This is a genomic window from Paenibacillus chitinolyticus NBRC 15660 (genome assembly GCF_000739915.1).
Taxonomy (GTDB): Bacteria; Bacillota; Bacilli; order Paenibacillales; family NBRC-103111; genus Paenibacillus_F; species Paenibacillus_F chitinolyticus.
The window spans coordinates 98,192-116,720 of sequence record NZ_BBJT01000012.1; the positions used below are offsets into that span (position 1 = coordinate 98,192).

15 protein-coding genes are annotated in these 18,529 nt (G+C 51.1%); all 15 read right to left on the bottom strand.

The features are described from left to right. Positions 1-294 precede the first annotated feature (294 nt). The 15 genes from PCH01S_RS23815 to spoIID all read right to left on the bottom strand — a co-directional run bounded on the left by PCH01S_RS23815 (position 295) and on the right by spoIID (position 18,345). Entirely contained in the window at positions 295-4,164 is a 3,870-nt protein-coding gene (locus tag PCH01S_RS23815; RefSeq protein WP_042233823.1) for an S-layer homology domain-containing protein, read from the bottom strand. Between the two features lie 265 nt (positions 4,165-4,429). Further along, positions 4,430-5,542: a glycosyltransferase family 4 protein gene (locus tag PCH01S_RS23820; protein WP_042233824.1), complete on the bottom strand. Its 1,113-nt coding sequence runs from the start codon at positions 5,540-5,542 to the stop codon at positions 4,430-4,432. Between the two features lie 117 nt (positions 5,543-5,659). Then, positions 5,660-6,433: a WecB/TagA/CpsF family glycosyltransferase gene (locus tag PCH01S_RS23825; protein WP_042233826.1), complete on the bottom strand. Its 774-nt coding sequence runs from the start codon at positions 6,431-6,433 to the stop codon at positions 5,660-5,662. Between the two features lie 15 nt (positions 6,434-6,448). Then, positions 6,449-7,594: a polysaccharide pyruvyl transferase CsaB gene (csaB, locus tag PCH01S_RS23830; RefSeq protein WP_042233827.1), complete on the bottom strand. Its 1,146-nt coding sequence runs from the start codon at positions 7,592-7,594 to the stop codon at positions 6,449-6,451. Further along, positions 7,558-9,621 (bottom strand): DUF5693 family protein, encoded by a 2,064-nt coding sequence (locus PCH01S_RS23835; RefSeq protein ID WP_322786836.1) that lies wholly within the window; start codon positions 9,619-9,621, stop codon positions 7,558-7,560. Before PCH01S_RS23835 ends, csaB begins: the two co-directional genes overlap by 37 nt. 99 nt (positions 9,622-9,720) lie before the next feature. Next, positions 9,721-11,415 carry a phospho-sugar mutase gene (locus PCH01S_RS23840; RefSeq protein ID WP_042233832.1) on the bottom strand — a complete coding sequence of 565 codons (1,695 nt, stop codon included), beginning with the start codon at positions 11,413-11,415 and terminating at the stop codon, positions 9,721-9,723. A 46-nt stretch (positions 11,416-11,461) separates the two neighbouring features. Beyond that, a complete protein-coding gene (gene fabZ, locus PCH01S_RS23845) occupies positions 11,462-11,890 on the bottom strand; it encodes a 3-hydroxyacyl-ACP dehydratase FabZ (protein ID WP_009677001.1) in 429 nt (142 codons plus the stop codon). Between the two features lie 201 nt (positions 11,891-12,091). Next, on the bottom strand, positions 12,092-12,646 hold the full coding sequence (locus tag PCH01S_RS23850) for a CDP-alcohol phosphatidyltransferase family protein (RefSeq protein ID WP_042233833.1): 555 nt from the start codon (positions 12,644-12,646) through the stop codon (positions 12,092-12,094). A 116-nt stretch (positions 12,647-12,762) separates the two neighbouring features. Next, positions 12,763-13,020 carry a DNA-directed RNA polymerase subunit beta gene (locus tag PCH01S_RS23855; protein WP_241688876.1) on the bottom strand — a complete coding sequence of 86 codons (258 nt, stop codon included), beginning with the start codon at positions 13,018-13,020 and terminating at the stop codon, positions 12,763-12,765. Between the two features lie 29 nt (positions 13,021-13,049). Further along, positions 13,050-13,919 carry a flagellar hook-basal body protein gene (locus PCH01S_RS23860; RefSeq protein WP_042234000.1) on the bottom strand — a complete coding sequence of 290 codons (870 nt, stop codon included), beginning with the start codon at positions 13,917-13,919 and terminating at the stop codon, positions 13,050-13,052. 75 nt (positions 13,920-13,994) lie between these two features. Next, positions 13,995-14,813: a flagellar hook-basal body protein gene (locus PCH01S_RS23865; RefSeq protein ID WP_042233838.1), complete on the bottom strand. Its 819-nt coding sequence runs from the start codon at positions 14,811-14,813 to the stop codon at positions 13,995-13,997. A gap of 9 nt (positions 14,814-14,822) precedes the next feature. Beyond that, entirely contained in the window at positions 14,823-15,824 is a 1,002-nt protein-coding gene (gene mreB / locus PCH01S_RS23870) for a rod shape-determining protein (protein WP_042233839.1), read from the bottom strand. Between the two features lie 167 nt (positions 15,825-15,991). Beyond that, positions 15,992-16,282 carry a sporulation transcriptional regulator SpoIIID gene (gene spoIIID / locus PCH01S_RS23875; protein ID WP_009676986.1) on the bottom strand — a complete coding sequence of 97 codons (291 nt, stop codon included), beginning with the start codon at positions 16,280-16,282 and terminating at the stop codon, positions 15,992-15,994. A 198-nt stretch (positions 16,283-16,480) separates the two neighbouring features. Further along, the gene (locus PCH01S_RS23880; RefSeq protein WP_042233841.1) at positions 16,481-17,227 is read right to left on the bottom strand and encodes a M23 family metallopeptidase; all 747 of its coding nucleotides are present in this window, start codon (positions 17,225-17,227) and stop codon (positions 16,481-16,483) included. Positions 17,228-17,304: 77 nt separating this feature from the next. Next, on the bottom strand, positions 17,305-18,345 hold the full coding sequence (gene spoIID / locus PCH01S_RS23885; protein WP_042233843.1) for a stage II sporulation protein D: 1,041 nt from the start codon (positions 18,343-18,345) through the stop codon (positions 17,305-17,307). Positions 18,346-18,529 lie beyond the last annotated feature (184 nt).

An 18,529-nucleotide genomic window follows, 5' to 3' on the forward strand; every position in this document is an offset into this window, starting at 1 on the left:
ATGGGCGTTATTGCTACGTAAAGAAGAATTTTGAGAAATGATTCCAGAAAACCTTGCGTTTTGGGAGCTCTCTTGCTCTTCCAATGTATTAAACGAGCGGTTTCGAAAAAAGTTGCGGCTGTTGCGATTTTTTTTATTTTTTTTTGAAATCTTTTTGTAACTTTTTTATTACCCTTATGTATTATAGCTTGGGATAAATAGGGATGTCCAATTTTGAAGACTTTGAAAAGGATTGTCTTGATTTAAGAGAAGACACGACAGCAATCGGCTGCCGTGTCTTTTCTTTTTATCAGCTTACTTCAGCTTGCCTTGCTGCTTCATGACACGAATCGCAACAATAGCCGCCTCGGCTCTCGTGAAGGTTTCCAGCGGATCGAAACGGACCGTTTCTTTCTTCTGGCCTTCAAGAAGAACGTTAGGCTTGCCTTCAATCAGTTTAGCCTTTACAACGGCCTCTACGGCCGGTTGGGCATAATAATCGATCGTATTCGCGTCGGTAAATGTTTTTTGCAGCCCTGCAAGAATCTTTTTGTTGTCGGTACCCAATTTCAAATCTGCCGCACGGGCAATCATCACGGACGCATCCTGACGTGTAAGCGAGCTGTCCGGACTAAAGCGGTTGCCGGCAGTACCTCTGACGATACCTGCTCTTGCAGCTGTCTCGATGTACTTGAAGTCATACAATCCGTACAGATTTTCAACCTTAAATACGTCGATAAAGGTTGGTGTGCCGCTGTAATTTAAAGGAAGATCGAAAATGCGAACGAGCATGGTAGCGAATTCGCCACGGGAAATCGGTTCATTCGGGCTGAATGAATAGTTCGTTTTGCTGTTCATGATTCCCTTGGAGAACAAGGTTTCCAGTTCGTTTCTAGCCCACGGATGGCCCGTTACATCATCGAAGCCTTTATCCATGTACATAACTTGATAGTAACCGAATTTCTCGAACGGAACCGTGACTGTGTTACTCTTCACATCTACAACGCCGCCAAGATTAACCCAACCGCGTCCTGTCAATGTGTTGTACTGTTCGTACGTATCAAAGAAGAAGACGGAAATATACTTACCTGCGTCATCACGGATAGCTTGGTCAAATTTAAGAGTCAGCGTACCGCGTTTGGTAGGAACTACAGTTTGATCAACGGAACGGGTGTAGAAGTTGTTTTTGAGATCAAACGGTTCCATCCCTCTTCCTCGGAGAGCGTTTTGCAGATAATCTTCTGTGGATTGTCCGTTTGTTTTCTCGGGAATTGTACCCGAATCGATATAGAACAATTTGCTCGCTGCGCTAAAGTTATCGCCCTTGCCTTTTCTGGCAAGTAGAGACTTGGCATAGTCGCTGCTGAACGGATTGTTGATCTTGTCTACACGGCCGTCAACGGTATCTGCAATACCGAAGTACACTTTACGGTCGGCAGTAATGTACTGATTGTTATCGAAAGTCGGTTTAAAGCGCATAAGTTTGGTGTCTTTGTCGAACTTCAGTTTAACGTCACCGTTAAATACGTTGAAGTTGCTGGTCATATTGTCCAGATATTCCGCTCCGACAACCGGCGTATTTGTGTTATACAGCACGATAGTACCATTTGTTTTCGAAGTTCCACGGTTGACCGTGAACTTGATCGTGTTTTTGCCTGCCTTGAGATCTCTCACTTCATAAGAGAAACGATCAACATCGAGGCCGTTTTCGTTCAAGGTTTGCTTGCTCGCCGTCTCTTTACCGAAAGTAACGCTGTCCGCTTTCTCGGCATCGATCACAATGGTGTAGAAATTGCTGTTGATGTTCGCTTGGTACTCATGCTTTTCGTTCTCGATAAGTACCGGTTTTTTCACGACATACGGAAGTGGTTCGCGTGCAATGGTAACCGTTTTGGAAACACTCATGTTAGCCTGGTTCGTAACGGTGAACTGGAACGTCATTTCGCCTTTTTCAGGAAGCTTAATGGCATTCGTTCTGAATTCAACGCCGGAGCTAGGCATACCGGTGAAGAATCCTCCGCTTACGTTCGTGCTGGAGCCCGAAACGTTGTTCCACACGTGATAATCGGCGCGCGGATTGCCGTCTTTATCTTTGGAGTACACGTTCAGGGAAACCGTAACGTTACCTGCGTTAGTTGTGTTAAAGAATTTTCCGTTCAATTGAACGGTACGTTCATTCGTTGCATACATGTCCGGCTTTTGAGCTTTCGGGTACTTGCTCTTGCCGACCGAATCTTCATTCGGTACGAAAAGAACGATTTCCGGCGCCTCGGCCGTAATCAGGTTTACGTTATAAATCGCCTTGCTGATCAGGGAGTTGTTTACGTACATAAAGAACTTGATCTGGTTAGCGCCTTCGCTGAACAGTTGGGCAGGCGTAATGCCATATTTCGTTCCCAGTCTGGCCAGATCAAACTTAAATTGACGGTTGGCGTCAAAGTCACTCGCTTGAAGTTCGATCATTTTGTCGTTGACATAAAGCTCGACTTTGTTACCGGCGCCTGTTGGCAGGTAGTTAACTGCTTTACCCGAAAGACAAGCGACATCGGATCCGCAAGTCAGTTGTTTAACGTCACGGAGCGTGATGCCCGTGTTGCCCGGGCTTGCGATTTGGTTCGCGATAATATACGGTGCGTTGTTAATTTGGATCGTATACTGACGGCTTCCGTTCTCAACTAGCGTGCCGGAAGCATCAACCGGAACAAACTTGATGTTTTTTTGACCGTCCGTGATGTTCTCCAGTTTGTAGATAAATTCATTATTGGACGGATTGCCAACCTCTGCGATTTCTTTGCCGTCCAGGAAGACTTTAATCTTAGCCGTGTGTCCGTTTGCCTTGATCTTCATTTCTACCGGCAGTTCATTAATTTCAGTCGTTGCCGACTCAGTCAAGGAAGTGTAAATGTTCGTGTTCGTAGCAGCGTCTTTGCCCGTTACCATCGAAACATCGAGAATGCCGGCTTCATTCGGATTGGTGTAGTTAAAGGTATAAGAAGACTCACCTTGTCCTGCCGAACCTGTTGCATCCTTGAAAATAAATTGAATCGTTTGCGGATTACGCGCCGCTGTCCAATCGGTCAGACCGGCAACGTTCAGATCCAGAACTAGATCATAAGCCGCATATTCATTGGCACGCGTGAACGTGGAGTTTGTAGTAAATTTCTTGACTGCGCCCCCTACGGAGCTGCTTGGCGTGTTCAGGTCAAGGCCTGCGGCCACCTGCTGTCCGTTGATCAGAACGTCAACACGATTCTGACGCAGAGCGCCGTTTGAATCATAGTCAACTTTAAGGCTTGTTTTAAGCGTCAGTTCTTTTACATCGAAGTTAGGCTTGTCCAGCAGAGACTGCGTAGTACCTGCGCTGGTAACGCCCATCTCAACCCCGAAAGCAAACGGCTGGCCGTTGTCGTACACGAACCGTTTTTCCGTCTGGTAGGAGTTCGAGTCATTGCTGGAATCGAAAACAATCCGGTTATCCCCGGCTTTCAAACAAATCTCACCCGTGGAACCGCAGCCTGCAGCGGCATCTCCCCCACGGAAATAAACCATGCCTTCGGTCCGGTTCAAAATACCGATTTTAGGAACCGTACTCCCGGTTTCATAAGCTTTTACTTCATTCGCGTTGGAAGCTTTGGCTTTAATATCGACAGCTGTAACACCCAGCTTGATGTTGCCGCGGTCAACCGGATAAATCTTGCCGTCCACCAGACCGGCGTTATTTACCGTAAAATCGGTCAGGTTGGTCGTCGGGGTGTAGTAAATCCAGCCCGGTGCGGAAGACAACATGTTGGTGTCTCCCATTTTAACGATAATGCGGTTTAAGCCTTCAGACAGCGTGATGTTCGAGAATGTAATCTCGTTCGCGCCCGTTTGTGTAGGTTTGTGGGATTTCTCCACCGTAACCTGCTTAGTATTCACATTCATGATCTCATAGTAGATCGAGCTGATTTGCGAGTCGCTGATGTTGGAAATGCTCGCCTTCAGAGTGAACGGATTGCGTGTTACGCGTGTTACGTTGTTGTAATCCTGTGGTGCTTCCTTGTCCGTACCGAAGTTTACGGTCTGGTTGTACATGTTTGTGATGGAAATGGTGGAAGCCGCGTAAGCCGTAAGAGGCGGAAGCAGGCTAATCAGCATCGAAAAGAGCACGAGAACGCTGAACCATTTACGGGTATGCTTTTTCAAAACTAAACTCCTCCTTATATAAATGGATGAAATCTACAAATGGAACGTATGATCTTGCTGCCTGCGGGCCCCCTTCCGATCTTAGGCGAAGCTAATTGTGGTGTCCTTTAAACAGTTGTATTTTAAATATCGGCCCGTATCGCCGAAATGTTTAGCCATTTCTCATTTTCTGGAATAAAAAAGGCACAAAAAAACCATTCCACGGATGGAATGGTTAGGTATTTATTTTATAAGTTCAGTAAAACGATTGCCGAAATACGTGTCGTTATTTGGGTAAACGGCTGTTCACGGAAGGCTTAACGAACAGCTTCTGGAGAAAGCGGATGACCGGCTTCTGACTGCTGCTGATGATGCCGATCGCTTCAGCGCCGACTACAAGCACAAAGAGAAGAATGACAACGATCAATACCGTCAACCAGGCGGAATCCGTGTAGTTATTCAAAATGACAGCTACCGCGCCGAACATGGCCGCAATTCCGTAAATAATCAGCACCGTAGTGCGGTGGCTGAAACCCAGCTGAAGCAGGCAGTGATGCAGATGGTTCTTATCCGCTTCCGAGATCGGTTTCTTATTGAGAAAACGTCTCATGATCGCAAAGAATGTATCGGACAACGGAACACCCAGAATCATGATAGGTGTCAGCAAGGAGAGAACGACGGATACTTTGAACCCGAGTATCGAAAGTGTAGCCAAGGCAAAACCGAGGAACAAGGCTCCCGAATCTCCCATAAAAATCTTGGCCGGATGAAAGTTGTAGAACAGAAATCCGGAAATGCTTCCAAGAAGTATCGTACAAAGCAAGATTACGGTAAAAGCATCGCTGAACGGTGTCAGCAGCGCAAGAACCAAAATGGTACCCGTACCGATTCCGGATACACCGGCGGACAGACCATCCAAACCGTCGATCAAGTTCACCGCGTTGGAAACCCCGACGATCCAGAGAACGGTCAGAGGCATGCTCACGTAATCGGGCAGGGAGAAATGTCCTCCGAACGGGACGTTGAATTCATTAATCTTAAGCCCGCATGCCACTACGATACAGGCCGCAACGAACTGCCCGAGAAGCTTCCATCTGGGAGAAAGCTCGAAACGGTCATCCAAAGCGCCGGTGAGTACAATAACAAATCCTCCGAGCACCAATGCCAGCGCCGCGTTTCCGTTAACATCGGACAAGGCCGGCGAGATGACAAAGTATGCTCCGACAAAAGCCAAGAAAATCGCTACTCCACCCATACGCGCCATGATTCTCGTATGTACCTTACGGTGATTCGGTTTATCAATGGCGCCTACCCAGAAGGCAAAACGTTTGACCAACGGGGTCAACAACAGTGCAAACAGGCAGGATACAACAAAGCCCAGCACATATAATCCATACATAATCGGTTTTTCAACCCCTCTTGTCGCAAGTAACTTGTACTGCCGACAAAATTATACTGCTACTTTATAAACATTACCAGTCCTATTTTACACCCAAACAGACGGACACGCCAATTTTCAATGGTTTTCATCGGTTTTTAACACATTTTGTTTGTCGCGAATCACTTTCCACGCAAATTTGGGCAGAGCCAGCATGCGCCCGAAACGGGACGGCTCCTGAAGCAGGCGGTAAAACCACTCCAGCTTAAGCTTTTGAAAAATCTTGGGTGCGCGCTTCAGCTTGCCGGCCAAAACGTCAAAGCTTCCACCTACGCCCATTATAACAGGAACGTCCAGGTCCCGCTTATATTTCGAAATCCAAGGTTCCTGCGTCGAAGAAGAACGGCCGACGAGAAGAATGTCCGGCTCCAGCTGCCGAATGCTGTCCACAACCTGCCGGTCTTCCGCTTCTCCGAAATAACCGTCCCTGAAACCGACGATATCAATGAGAGGGTAATCGCGCGCCAGTTTAGCCGCAGCCGCCTGGATTGTATCCGGAGTCGTGCCCAACAAGTAAACTTTCCATCTGCGCGACTCTCCGGTTCTCATCAGCTCATGGATGAGGTCGATGCCCGGAACGCGTTCGGCGACAGGCTGTCCGACATAGCCGGCGGCCCAAACCAGGCCGGCGCCGTCCGGAACAATCAGCTCCACTCTGCGCATCATCTCCATATAGGCCGGGTCCTCGAGAGCCGACATGATCATAATCGGATTGGCGGTTATGATCTGATGCGGAATGCGGGACTCGATCGCCCCCGTCAAATAGGCGACGGTATCCTTCATGTTCATTTTCGAAACGGGAACGCCGTAGATCCGGACAATCGGCACGCTTGCGTTTGCATTAGCAGTCATTGGTCTTCATCCCTCTTAACGGTAAAATTGCATGATTTGTTGCGCCGGCAGTTGAGCCTCTTTTTTGAGCCGGTCGATGGCGGCTTTCTTGCCGTCCGCCCACTCGCGGCGGCCGTCCAGCAGCCGCCCGATTTCGGCGGCTACCGCCGCGGCGTCGAAGCTCTGCGTCGATGCCGCGGCCTTCATTCCGAGCCGGGCGAGGAATTGGTCGATCTTCGGGTCGTAGGACACGCCGACCATGGGCACGAACTGCGAGGCGGCGTAGATCAGCGAATGCAACCTCATGCCGACGAGCACATCGCAGGCGCTCACCTCGGCGAGCATGTCCTGCGGATGAGTGACGCCGCGCACGATGCGGACGTCGCCGCCTTCTCCCGCGGGAGAGAGACGCTCCGCCACATAGGCGGAAGCCTCCTCATCCGAAGGGAGATGGAACGGCAGAAGCCGCACCTCAATGCGGCGGCTGTCCATCACGGCGCGCAGTGCCTCGGCGAGCGCGCCGAGCTCGGAGCGGTCCGCGTTCCAGAAGCGGACGGATACGCCCACGACGGGAACGCGGCCGGTTTCGCCGCTCGCATCGGCGGCTCCGGCTTTGCCGGAGGCTGCCTCCCCGCGCAGCGGGAGCCCCATAACCGGGTCCGGCACCACGCTGACCGAAGAGGCCGGTACGCCCATGCGCCCGATGAGATCCGCGGATTCTTGGTCGCGGACCGTGATCATGGCGCATTTTTTGAAAGTGGATCGGATCCAGGAAAAGAAGCGCGGATTGTTCACCGGACCGATCCCCTGCGAATAAATAAAGGTCGGTTTGCGCATCCACTGGGCCAGCTTAAGGACCAGCAGATAGTAAGGAATGGTGCGGGAGCTGGTCGCGTCCTGCAGCAGACTTCCGCCGCCGCTGATCAGTCCGTCGGACGATTTGATCGCCCGGAACAAATCCGGCACCTTCATCCTATGGCAGGCCTCGACTCCGTACATCTCCCGTGTACGCTCGGGATTCGCGGATAGAACGACAGGCTCGATGCTGATGCCTGCCGCCTCCCCTTGTTCTTTTAGCGCAAAAAGAATCGATTGCAGAACGGCCTCGTCCCCGCTGTTGTCAAAACCGTAATAGCCCGAAACGACTAACCGTTTACTCTTGTGCGCGATTTCGCGACCCATGCTTTCCAACTCCTCGATGCAATTTCCCAGACGGCGATCAGCACGAGTCCGATCATGGCGCCGAATACGATTCCGTACGTAATCCGGATGCCCGAGATCTCAAGCGGCGTGTGCAAATGCGCGAATGTATCCACGATGGACAACTGTCCGACCACACCGATCAGCAGCAAATAAACGGCATTCCGGTATTTGACCGACAGATAAGCTCCAAGCAGGAAGAGCGGGTGTGCCAACATAAATTCTTTATTCCGCGGGCGAACGCCCAGCGTATTTTCCAAGAAGGAGCGGAGATAACGCTCAATCGCTGAAGTTTGACCTTCATTACCCGTACGCGACAGGTAGTAGTAGATCACTCCGGCCGCTGCGGCTGCAGCAATTATCCAAAGCACGCTAATGTTAGTGGAAAGAAGCTTCTTTACCCGCTCTCCGCGTTCCCGATAGTTTAAGGTTTCCCGGAAGAACAGCAGGTAGAGACCGACAAGAGCGATTGGCAGAAGGTGCAGAAGGCTGACACCCCGGAACTGCTGGAGTACCAGGAAGTACGAAATATGGTTGAGCAAACCAACCAGGTAAACGACTCCGATTAAAGAGATCAATGTCGTTTTAATCAGCAGGCCCAAAGCATAAAGAACTGCTGATTTCGCCTTAGCTGCCCGGCCCGATTGAATGGAGCGGATCGCCTCGATTACTGCGATGCTCGGCGCCGATATCGCACAAGCGAGCGCAAGTCCCTGCGCGTACAAATCCGGCGATTTAAAGAACAACCCTGCCGCTCCTAACAGGCCGATGATAAACAGAGCCAGTACGGCTTCGGGAATGAAGTAGCCGACCAACAGAACAATCAGGCTGACACCACCGATCAGTGTAAAGAACCGGGCAACATTCTGATAAGTGTTGTACGTGTAGTCGAACTGCTTGGCAGGCCCCACTTTGAAACCGGCGTCTTCGATCCTTTTGATCGCCCCGTCTTTGCCGTTCAAGCTCTCGTACAGGCTATCCAGCGGAGTGAGAATCGCTGCCTTGTCCAAATTCTTGACGGCGCGTCCGTTAAGGAAGAGCATCCGGATATTCCGGTCTTTAACCGCCAGCACAAACCGGTCCGCCGTTTGTTGAATACGGGCTTCCTGATCCTCTTTGGTCAGGTTCTCCGTCAGTTTCTCTCCGTCTTTCTCCGTAAAGGAGTGCAGGCGGACGACGTTATAGTCGGTATCTTTGGCCAGAGAGCCGAAGCCTTTTTGCGGTTGTTTCAACATCTCGATATTGGCTAGGCCCATATCGTACTTTTTGAGCAGGATTCCCATCTTGTGTAGAGTGACCTGTTCAGGATCATCTGAGTATCCCGGGGCATAATCACCGTCAATGATGATACGACGGGCACCCAGTTTGTATAGTTTCGCGAGCAGCGCATCCATCTCATTCGTGACGAATTCACGTTTGTTGCCGAGACGTACCACGATACGGAAGCCTTCATCCTTCATCATTTGAAGTGTAATAGGATCCGGGTCCATCGGCTTCATATTGGCTTCTTCCATGTTCATTTCGATAATCATGCCCGCCTGGTTTTTGAAGCTCCATGGGCTTGTCTTAACACCGAGTTTGTTAAAAGCTGTCTCGATCATCGGTTTGATCTGAGACTCCGATGCCGGGTCGGTGAACAGGATATACGTAAAATTTTCGTTCGGCGAGATCGGCTTTTGAGTAAGAGAAGTCGCATCCTTGGAGGAAAACACTTCAATACGTCGGCTCAATCTTAATTCGGAAAGCGTCGATTCGTACACGGCAAGCGATCCGATGCCGGCTTTTTTCATCGCCTGAAGCTGTTCCGATACAAATCCTTGCGGATTCGGCCGCACGTCGGCCATCTCCAATAAGTCACGATAATCAAACACAAACTCCACTTGATTTGCGGACTTCTCCGTCTGTTCGCGGAAGAAGGCAAGCGGCAGGGAAGCCAGAAGGCCAATAATGACAAGCCACCATAAAAGCTTGCGCAGCATTCGGTTTGCCGCAGTATACCTGTGTACCAATCTGTTCAACTCCGTTTCTTGAATCATGCGTCATTTGTACCTGAAAACCTCTCAGCCCCGGCACCGTATGGATGCAGGGGCCTTGGAGAGGTTCGGCTGTTACTGCTCTACTCTGTCCAGAACGAAGCGCACGAGACCTTGCAGCTGATTTGCCGCCTCGTCTCCGGTCGTTCCTTTTACCGCAAAGTAGAATTTGATCTTCGGTTCCGTTCCGGAAGGACGGAGGCAGAACCAGGAGCCGTCTTTGAGCTTGAATTTCAATACATTTTCTTTGGGCAGCCCGTTAATGCCGCGGCTGTAATCCTCTACTTCCGCAACTTCCACGCCTTCAATGGAAGCCGGCGGGTTGTTTCTCCAGTCTTCCATCATTCGGCCGATCTGCTCCACGCCGTCTTTGCCCTTTAACGTCTTGGACTCCAGCTTCTCCAAGAAGAAGCCGTGCTGACGGTAAAGCTCCTGCAGAACGTCGTAAAGCGTCTTACCCTGACTCTTGTAGTAAGCAGCCGCTTCACAAATCAGCATGGCCGCTACGACCGCGTCTTTATCCCGGGCATAGGTTCCCGCCAGGTAGCCGTAACTCTCTTCATACCCGAACAAGAATTGGTGCTCCCCGGTGGATTCGAACTCGGTCATTTTTTCCCCGATGTACTTAAATCCCGTCAGGGTGTTCAGGACTTTCGCCCCGTAGCTTTCCGCGATAACGGCTCCCATCTCGCTCGTTACGATGGTCTTGATCACGACGCCGTTAGAAGGCAGCTCCCCGCGTTCTTTTAACGAACCCAACAAATAATGGACGATTATGGCGCCCGATTGGTTTCCCGTCAGCACGAAATATTCGCCTTTATCATCTTTCACAACTGCGCCCATCCGGTCGGCATCCGGGTCCGTCCCCACGATGATATCGGCATCCCACTCTTTGGCGTCCCTCAGAGCCAGCGTGAAAGCTTCCCGCTCTTCCGGGTTAGGCGATTTGACCGTAGAAAAATTGCTGTCCGGCTGCTCCTGTTCCTTCACGACGCGCACCTGCTCGAAACCGATGCGCTTCAAGGCTTCGCGGACCGGTTTGTTGCCCGTACCGTGCAGCGGGGTGTATACGATACGGAAGTCTCCGCTCGTTTGCTTAATAACATCGGGATGCTGACTTACGGATGTAACGGCCGTGTAGTATTTCTCGTCCATCTCTCCGCCCAACCATTCCAGCAGACCCTTCTCCTCGGCTTCGGTGCGGGAGATTTTGCGGACGCTGTCAAATCCTTCGATTTTCTGGATGTTCGCAAGCACCTGTTCGGCATCGTGCGGCACCAGTTGTCCCCCGTCGGCGCCATATACCTTATACCCGTTATATTCCGGAGGGTTGTGGCTGGCCGTTACAACGATTCCGGCGGAAGCTTTCAGCTCGCGCACCGCAAAGGAAAGCTCGGGAGTCGGTCGCAGCGTCTCAAACACATAGGCCTTCACTCCGTTGCCCGCAAGGACAAGCGCAGCCTCCAAAGCAAATTCCGGCGACTGATGGCGCGAATCATACGCAATCACAACGGAAGGATGGGCTCCCCCGTTTTTCAAAGCGAATTCCGCAAGTGCCTGCGTAGCCTTTCCTACCGTATATAGGTTCATCCGGTTCGTACCCGCGCCGATTACGCCGCGAAGACCACCGGTTCCGAATTCAAGATCCTTATAGAAACGGTCTTCGATCTCTTTGTCCTGTCCTGCAATGGATTGAAGCTCTTTTTTCGTTTCTTCGTCAATAGACGGGTCCTGCAACCATTTTTCATAAAGATTCTGTACACGAGTCATCGTTCATCGTCCCCTTATTAAAATGATAGGATCTTTTTTTATCCGTTTAGGCGTTTGCCAGGGCAAACATGATTTCGCCTTCGGCTACCAGCTCTTCTCCGACTTTAGCGGTCGCCTGGCCTTTGCCTATGGTCCCCTTCAAGCGGGTGATTTTCACTTCCAGCGTCAGCGTGTCACCAGGAGTTACCTGTCTGCGGAATCTGAACCCGTCCACACCGGCCAGCAGACCGATTTTCCCGCGGTTGGCTTCCACATTCAAAATCGCAAACGCTCCGACCTGGGCGAGCGCCTCCAAGATAAGAACGCCCGGCATAACCGGATAACCCGGAAAATGTCCTTGGAAAAAGGGTTCGTTCGCCGTTACGTTTTTGAGGCCCACGGCACGGACGCCGTCCTCTACCTCCAAAATGCGATCTACCAGCAAAAAGGGGTAGCGGTGCGGGATAATCTCCTGAATCTGCTTGTTGTCCAACATTACAATCTTGCTCCTTCCGACGCTTTCCGTTTGTATATTTTGGTTTGAAAGAACTCACACTAGCCCTATCCCTTCACCGCTGCAGAAGTGAAGGTTGATATAAGGGAGCGTATTTTGCGGCCACCGAAATGGTCGTGGAATATGCTCTTTTTTTGCTTCCCTATCCTTTATAAACAATTTTTCAAGGTTCGAACAAGGTCTTTACGACCCTTTTTTTACCGGACCTGTCTCTTCCGTACTTAATCGCCTGGTTTTACGGTTGACCGAATTGAACTGGGCCACGTAAATAATGGAGGTGACGAAAGAAAACAAAATGACGGCCGCCAGGTATTCCGTTGCGTAAGGAACGTGGAAGAGGATAAGCAGGACGGCCAGGTAATACAGGACCGTCGTCAGCTTGCCCATGGCATTGGCCGGAAGTGTTTGTTTGCCGCGGAAATGAAAAAAAGCCGACCCTGCGATCATGCCGATATCCCGGATGAAAAAAGCCGCTGCGGCCAGCCAGGGAATCATCCCGGAGCTGAGCAGGGAGATGATGACCGCAATCATCATCAATTTATCCGCAAGCGGATCGAGCATAATGCCCATCTGGGTAACCAGATTCCGTTTGCGGGCGATATATCCGTCTGCGATATCAGTTATGCCCGCTAGGACGACAACGAGAAAAGCCAGTTTCGTATAGCCTGCATAGAAAATGTACAGATAGACGGGAATTAGAAAAAAACGGCTTATGGTAAGCAGATTCGGTAAATTCAATCGTCTCTCCCTTTCTACGGCTAAAGCTGGAACAGGCGCGATTCCTCTCATTTTCATTGGTTTCCATTATACCGTTTCTCCGGGCAAAAAGAAAACTCCCTTGCGGGAGCCCACGCTCAGTCTGCAAACACCAAATCGAAGAGATGTTTCCAGGTGCTGATTCTGAATATGTCTAAAGTCGGCTGACCGCCGATTCCTGAATACCCGATCCAAAGCCCGACGATCAAGGCTCCCAAAAATATGAGCGGAACGCGCAGTTTCTTCAGGACGCGAAGCGCCCCGGCGGATCTTGAAGCCCCTCCCGGTTTGCCCGTTCCCGGTTCTTTAGCCTGCGTAGATGATGCTGCTTCCGTCTCCTTGCTCTCTTCTTCCATGGACACGAGAATCGCCCCTCCTTCACGCATTAGCCGCGCAAGTTGTTAGCGAGCCCCATCATCGTATCCGCCGAGGAGATTGCTCTTGAGTTCAATTGGAAGGCACGCTGAACCATAACAAGTTCGGACATTTCCTGCTGCAGATCCACGTTGGACTGCTCCAGAAAGCCCTGTTTGATTGTAACGCCGTTCGTATTAACATCGAAAACGTTGTTCTGCGCCACGTTCGCCGGAAGGCGGAAGTAGTTGCCGTCGGCTTCGCCGAGCAGCTGCGGGTTGATGACTTTGACCAGTTTAATCTGGCCGACTTGTCTGCCCGTACTCGCCGGGTTGGCTTCGTTGTAAACCACTACCCGCCCCTGTTCGTCCACACGGACGCGGCTGTTCTGCAGGGTCGGATCGGCCGGATCAATCGCGATCTCGATCGGCTGATTGCTGGCCGTGTCCTTCACGAAGTAGCCGTCTTTGGTCGCAAGCCCCATGGCTTTGGTCACAGTGCCCGTAGCCGGGTCCACTTTGTTGTACGCGCTGAGCTTAAGAGCTCCGTCGCGGGTCCAAGCCGGTGTGTTGGAACCGGGAATGGTCACCTCGAACAGACCGTCCCCTTCGATAGCCAGATCGTACGGCTCATCCGTCGGTTTCAGGCTTCCCTGCGTCATAATATTCTGCAGGCCGACCAGCTTGGCGCCCCAGCCTTGTGGAAGCCCGAGAGAAGTCATCCGTCCGGTTTTCATAAAACCTTGCGGTTGATTCATGGTGTTCGTCAGTACATTCTCGAAACTAGCTTCCTTCTTCTTGTAACCGACGGTATTGACGTTCGCCATATTATTAGCCAATACGTCCAGCTTCTGCTGCAAGCCCTGCATCGTGACCGATGCATTAATAATCGAGTTGTTCATCGTGATCTCCTCCAAGCTTTCCAAAGAAAGCCTCTTCGAAAGCATTCCCTGAGAGGGATAGTATCATGCCGCTTCTTATACCCGGCCCACGTCATTGACAAGCTTGTCCATACTGCGGTCATAGAACTGAACCATCTTCTGGTTGGCTTCATAAGCCCGGGCTGCCGTCGTCATATCGACCATCGCTTGAGTCGGGTCCACATTGGAGCGTTCCACGAACCCCTTGCGGACCTCAACCTGGTCACCTGCCGCCAGCGCCACAACTTGTCCCTCGTCATTGGCGCCGACCGTGAAAAGCCCGTTGCCTTCCGGAAGGAGCACATTCGGATTCTGGACTTTCATCACGAGCGGAATGGGCGGATTGGCCGGATCGTAACGGACCGTCTGGCCGTTAGCCGCCACAAGACGATAACCGTCCGCGTTGGCAACGAAACCTTCCGCATCCACCGTGAATTTGCCGTTACGCGTGTAATGACGTTCTCCCGCAACCTGCGGGTTCTCGACCACAAACAATGCTTCCGGCTGGTAAACGACCGTACCGTCCGGGCCTACAGCCTTGCCGCCGTTATCGAACTTCAAGCCGTTTACCTGAATGTCGGAAACAAGCGCGTAATCAAGCGGATTTCCCGTTTGCTGAAGCGGACCCTGCACCATAAGTCTGGCGGTTTCCTCGGCAAATACGCCCGTATTCATTTTGCCCACATTCACCACGGTACCGCCCCCGGCTTCTCCCCCGCGAATACGCGAGATAAGAACTTCCGGAAAGGAACGCGCCGAAGTGGTTTCCTGTTTGAAGCCCGGTGTATTGAGATTGGCAATGTTGTTCGTCACGGTATCGTGTTTACGCTGCTGCATGGTCAAGCCGGATGCCGCCGTGTATAATCCCCTAAGCATGAGTCACCTCTATACGAATTTTCGTTTGGTCACTTTGTCCAGGTTGTCGAGCATAATGCCCGTCCCTTTGACGACGCAGTGCATCGGGTCTTCCGCGATCAGAACGGGAACCTTGAGCTCGTCCGCCAGAAGCTGATCCAGACCGTGAAGCATGGCACCGCCACCAGTCAAAATAACCCCTCTATCTATTATATCGGCAGAAAGTTCCGGAGGTGTACGTTCCAATACACTTTTTGCGGCAGTTACGATAGAAGAAATAGGATCCCACAGGGCTTCCTGCACTTCACTGGAGCGAATCGTGATCGTCAAAGGAAGACCGGATACCATATCCCGGCCGCGGATATCCATTTCATTCTGAACACTATCGGCTTGTACCGTACCGATTTGGACCTTAATGTCCTCGGAGGTGCGTTCGCCGATCAGCAATTTGTATTTGTTCTTGATGTACTTGGTAATCGACGTATCAAATTTATCGCCGGCGATCTTAATGGAGGAAGAGGTGACGACATCACCCATGGATAATACGGCCACGTCCGTCGTCCCTCCACCGATATCAACGACCATATTGCCGCTCGGCTGGTAAATATCCATTCCGGCGCCGATTGCAGCGGCTTTCGGTTCTTCTTCCATAAACACTTCGCGTGCGCCGCTGCGTTCAGCCGCTTCCCGAATTGCTTTTTGTTCCACAGATGTAATGTTGGTAGGCGCACAGATGAGGATGCGAGGATGTGAGTACCAGCTTTTGCCCCCAACTTTGGAAATAAAATGTTTCAACATCGCTTCAGTAATTTCAAAATCGGCGATTACACCTTCGCGGAGCGGACGAATAGCCACGATGTTGCCGGGCGTACGCCCTACCATTCTCCTGGCTTCCTCACCGACCGCGAGAACGCGTTTTGTATCGCTTTCGATCGCCACAACCGAGGGCTCATCGAGCACTACTCCGCGTCCTTTCACATGAATCAAGACGTTCGCAGTGCCCAAATCGATTCCGATATCCTTACTTAACATGAAAAGTAATCCTCCCTAAACTAACCGTCCATCCCCATAAACTGAAGCGGTGCTTCGAATAGTATACATATTTTTCATTATAAGCTAATTTCGCAGAAAAAAACAGAAATTCCTCTTTTTTCGGGACAATTTCGACATTTTTCCGGAAGGAAGGGCGGGCTTGGGAGTCAGGATTTAACCGTAACAAGCGGTTCAGCGGATTTGACAGGTTTGGTCTTGCGGTATTTGATTTTGGTCGCTTCCCCTCCCCTAAGATGGCGGATCGATTTGTGGTATTCGAGGATCGTTTTGACCTGATTGGCCAGCTCCGGGTTGATTTCCGGCAGTCTCTCCGTCAAATCCTTGTGCACCGTGCTTTTGGAAACGCCAAACTCCTTCGCTATGGTGCGAACCGTATTTCTCGTCTCAACGATGCAAGTTCCGATCTTAATGGTTCGCTCTTTGATGTAATCGTGCACTCCCCTCGCCTCCCTACTCGGATAGTTTGGTACATTATATGAGGGGTAGGGCCTAATATTCTTTGTTTCCGCCGCTGACAAGCTATTTCCGTCCAATTATTTTGACGGACAAGGCGAAAGCTCGTCCTCCCGACGCTTTCCGTATGCAGGCAAAAAAAGACGGATAGGGTTTTCCCCATCCGCCGATATGGTAAAAATTTATTGCGGTTTGAATTCCGGAAGCAGCTGCTCCGGCAGTTCGGCCGTGCCGTCTTCCGCCTTGCGCACTTCGAAGTGAAGGTGGACGCCTTGGTCCTTCTCCAGCTCGTTGCGGCCGGCCTGCGCGATAACATCGCCTTGTTTAACGGCGGCGCCTTTGGCTACTTTCACTTCCCCTAGGCTTTGATAAACCGTTACCAGCCCGTTGTCGTGCGTAATCTCGACCAGATTGCCTACGACCGGATTTTTGTCCACCGCGGTTACTTTACCGCTGAGGGCCGCGCTTACATCAAACGCCTGCTTGTCTGCACGGACAAGATCGACGCCCACGTGAGGGGTAATCGTATCTCCGTATTCGATCATAGCCGCTTGCTTGGCTTCATTGCTGCCTTTGCTGTCGTAGGACGGAAGCGAAATCGTGACTTGGCTGCGGTCTTTTACCGGCCATTGCATACTTTCGGCTTTGGCACCTACGGGAACGGCATTGTCTTTGTTAGCCGTTTCTCCAGCAGGTTTATCGGACTGGACGGAATTTACCGGCGTGTTCGTTGCGACCGGTTTCTTCACCGCATCCTGATAGACCCACATTAAGGTTAAGATAATTGCCGCTGCCGCTACATAAGTTGCCGGGAAAACCCACTTTTTGGCCAAAAATCTCTTCCATGCGGAGTTAGGGACATTTGCTGCTCCCGTTACAGTTTGGGGAGCTTCTTCCTTGTTATGAAACTCTTGTTTACCATCTCTCATATGGTTATCACCTCAATAACCATTGTTGACACGTTTGAGAGTTTTATACATTTGCCCTAAAGAAATTCTAGCAGGTCTTATTTTTGAGTTTTCTTGTTCAGTAGAGTGGAAGCAGAGGTCAGCTTTGCGCCGGGATAATAGTAAGCGGCGATTTCCGCGGCTTTCTTCCCTTCCTTGGCCATCCCGTTCGCTCCCCACTGGCTCATTCCGACTCCATGCCCGTACCCTTTTACCGTAAATGTCCAATCTGTTCCGCTCAAATCCGCTTCAAAATCGGTAGAGTTGAGACCCAGCTTCTCTCTTATTTCTTTTCCCGTAAATGTTTTGCCCGCTATCATAGCGCTCTTGACCCGTTTGGACTCCGTCCGTTCCAGCACTTTTATGCTGCCCGAATTTAAGGACGATGAAGCCGGAAGTCCCAGCTTTTGAAGAATGTCTTTATAGGAAAGGGTTATGGTTTGTTTGAATTTGGGTGAAAGCTTTTCATCCCACGGGCTGCTGACCGACTTCAGATAGGGAAGATCGGACCCCCACACATTGCGGACATCCTCCGTATACCCGTTGGAGGTGGAGAAAAATGTGGCCTGAATCGGCTTCCCCTCGTAGGTAAGAATGAAATCGGCCGTGGCCTTTACGGCGGTGTCAATCTTTTTGCTGTTCGATTCGTACGCCTTGCCTGTCCATTGTTTCTGAAGCTGGTCATCGGTCAGGTAGGCCTGATGCTGAATCGTGTCCGTAACCCATGCTTCCTTGACGGGGACGTTGCTGAAATCTCCCGTTAAAATCCGGCGTACGATATAAGTGCGTGCCGCAATCGCCTGAGCTTTGAGAGCCTCTTCCGAAAATTCCGCGGGCATCTCCGCCGCCACAACCCCTTTCACATACTGCTCCAGACTTACCGTCTGAATCTGCTTCTGCTTGGAAAGGTAGACCGGAATCATAACCATATCGGCGGATGAAGGGACTGCTTCGGTGCCATGAAGATCCGCAAAAGTGCCGGTTTGCTGTTTGACGACCACGGCGGGAAGCAGAACGGTGACCAGCAGCAAACCCGAAACCGCAATGCCCGTCCAAAGCAGTGCCGGCTGTTTGAGCTTTGAACGTCTTTTAAACTTCATAGATGGCCTCCGTAAATGTTCCGTTCCGTCTTTAGTATCGAGAAGGATGGCAGGGAGCCGCCCTTAAGGAACGGCCGCTTCAAATCCGCTGTCAGCAGACGCTCCAGCCGTCCTCTCTCTACGGAACGGGATTACTCTCATCTTATGAAGGTATTTACTAGATTAGAACGAAAAAACCGGCCCT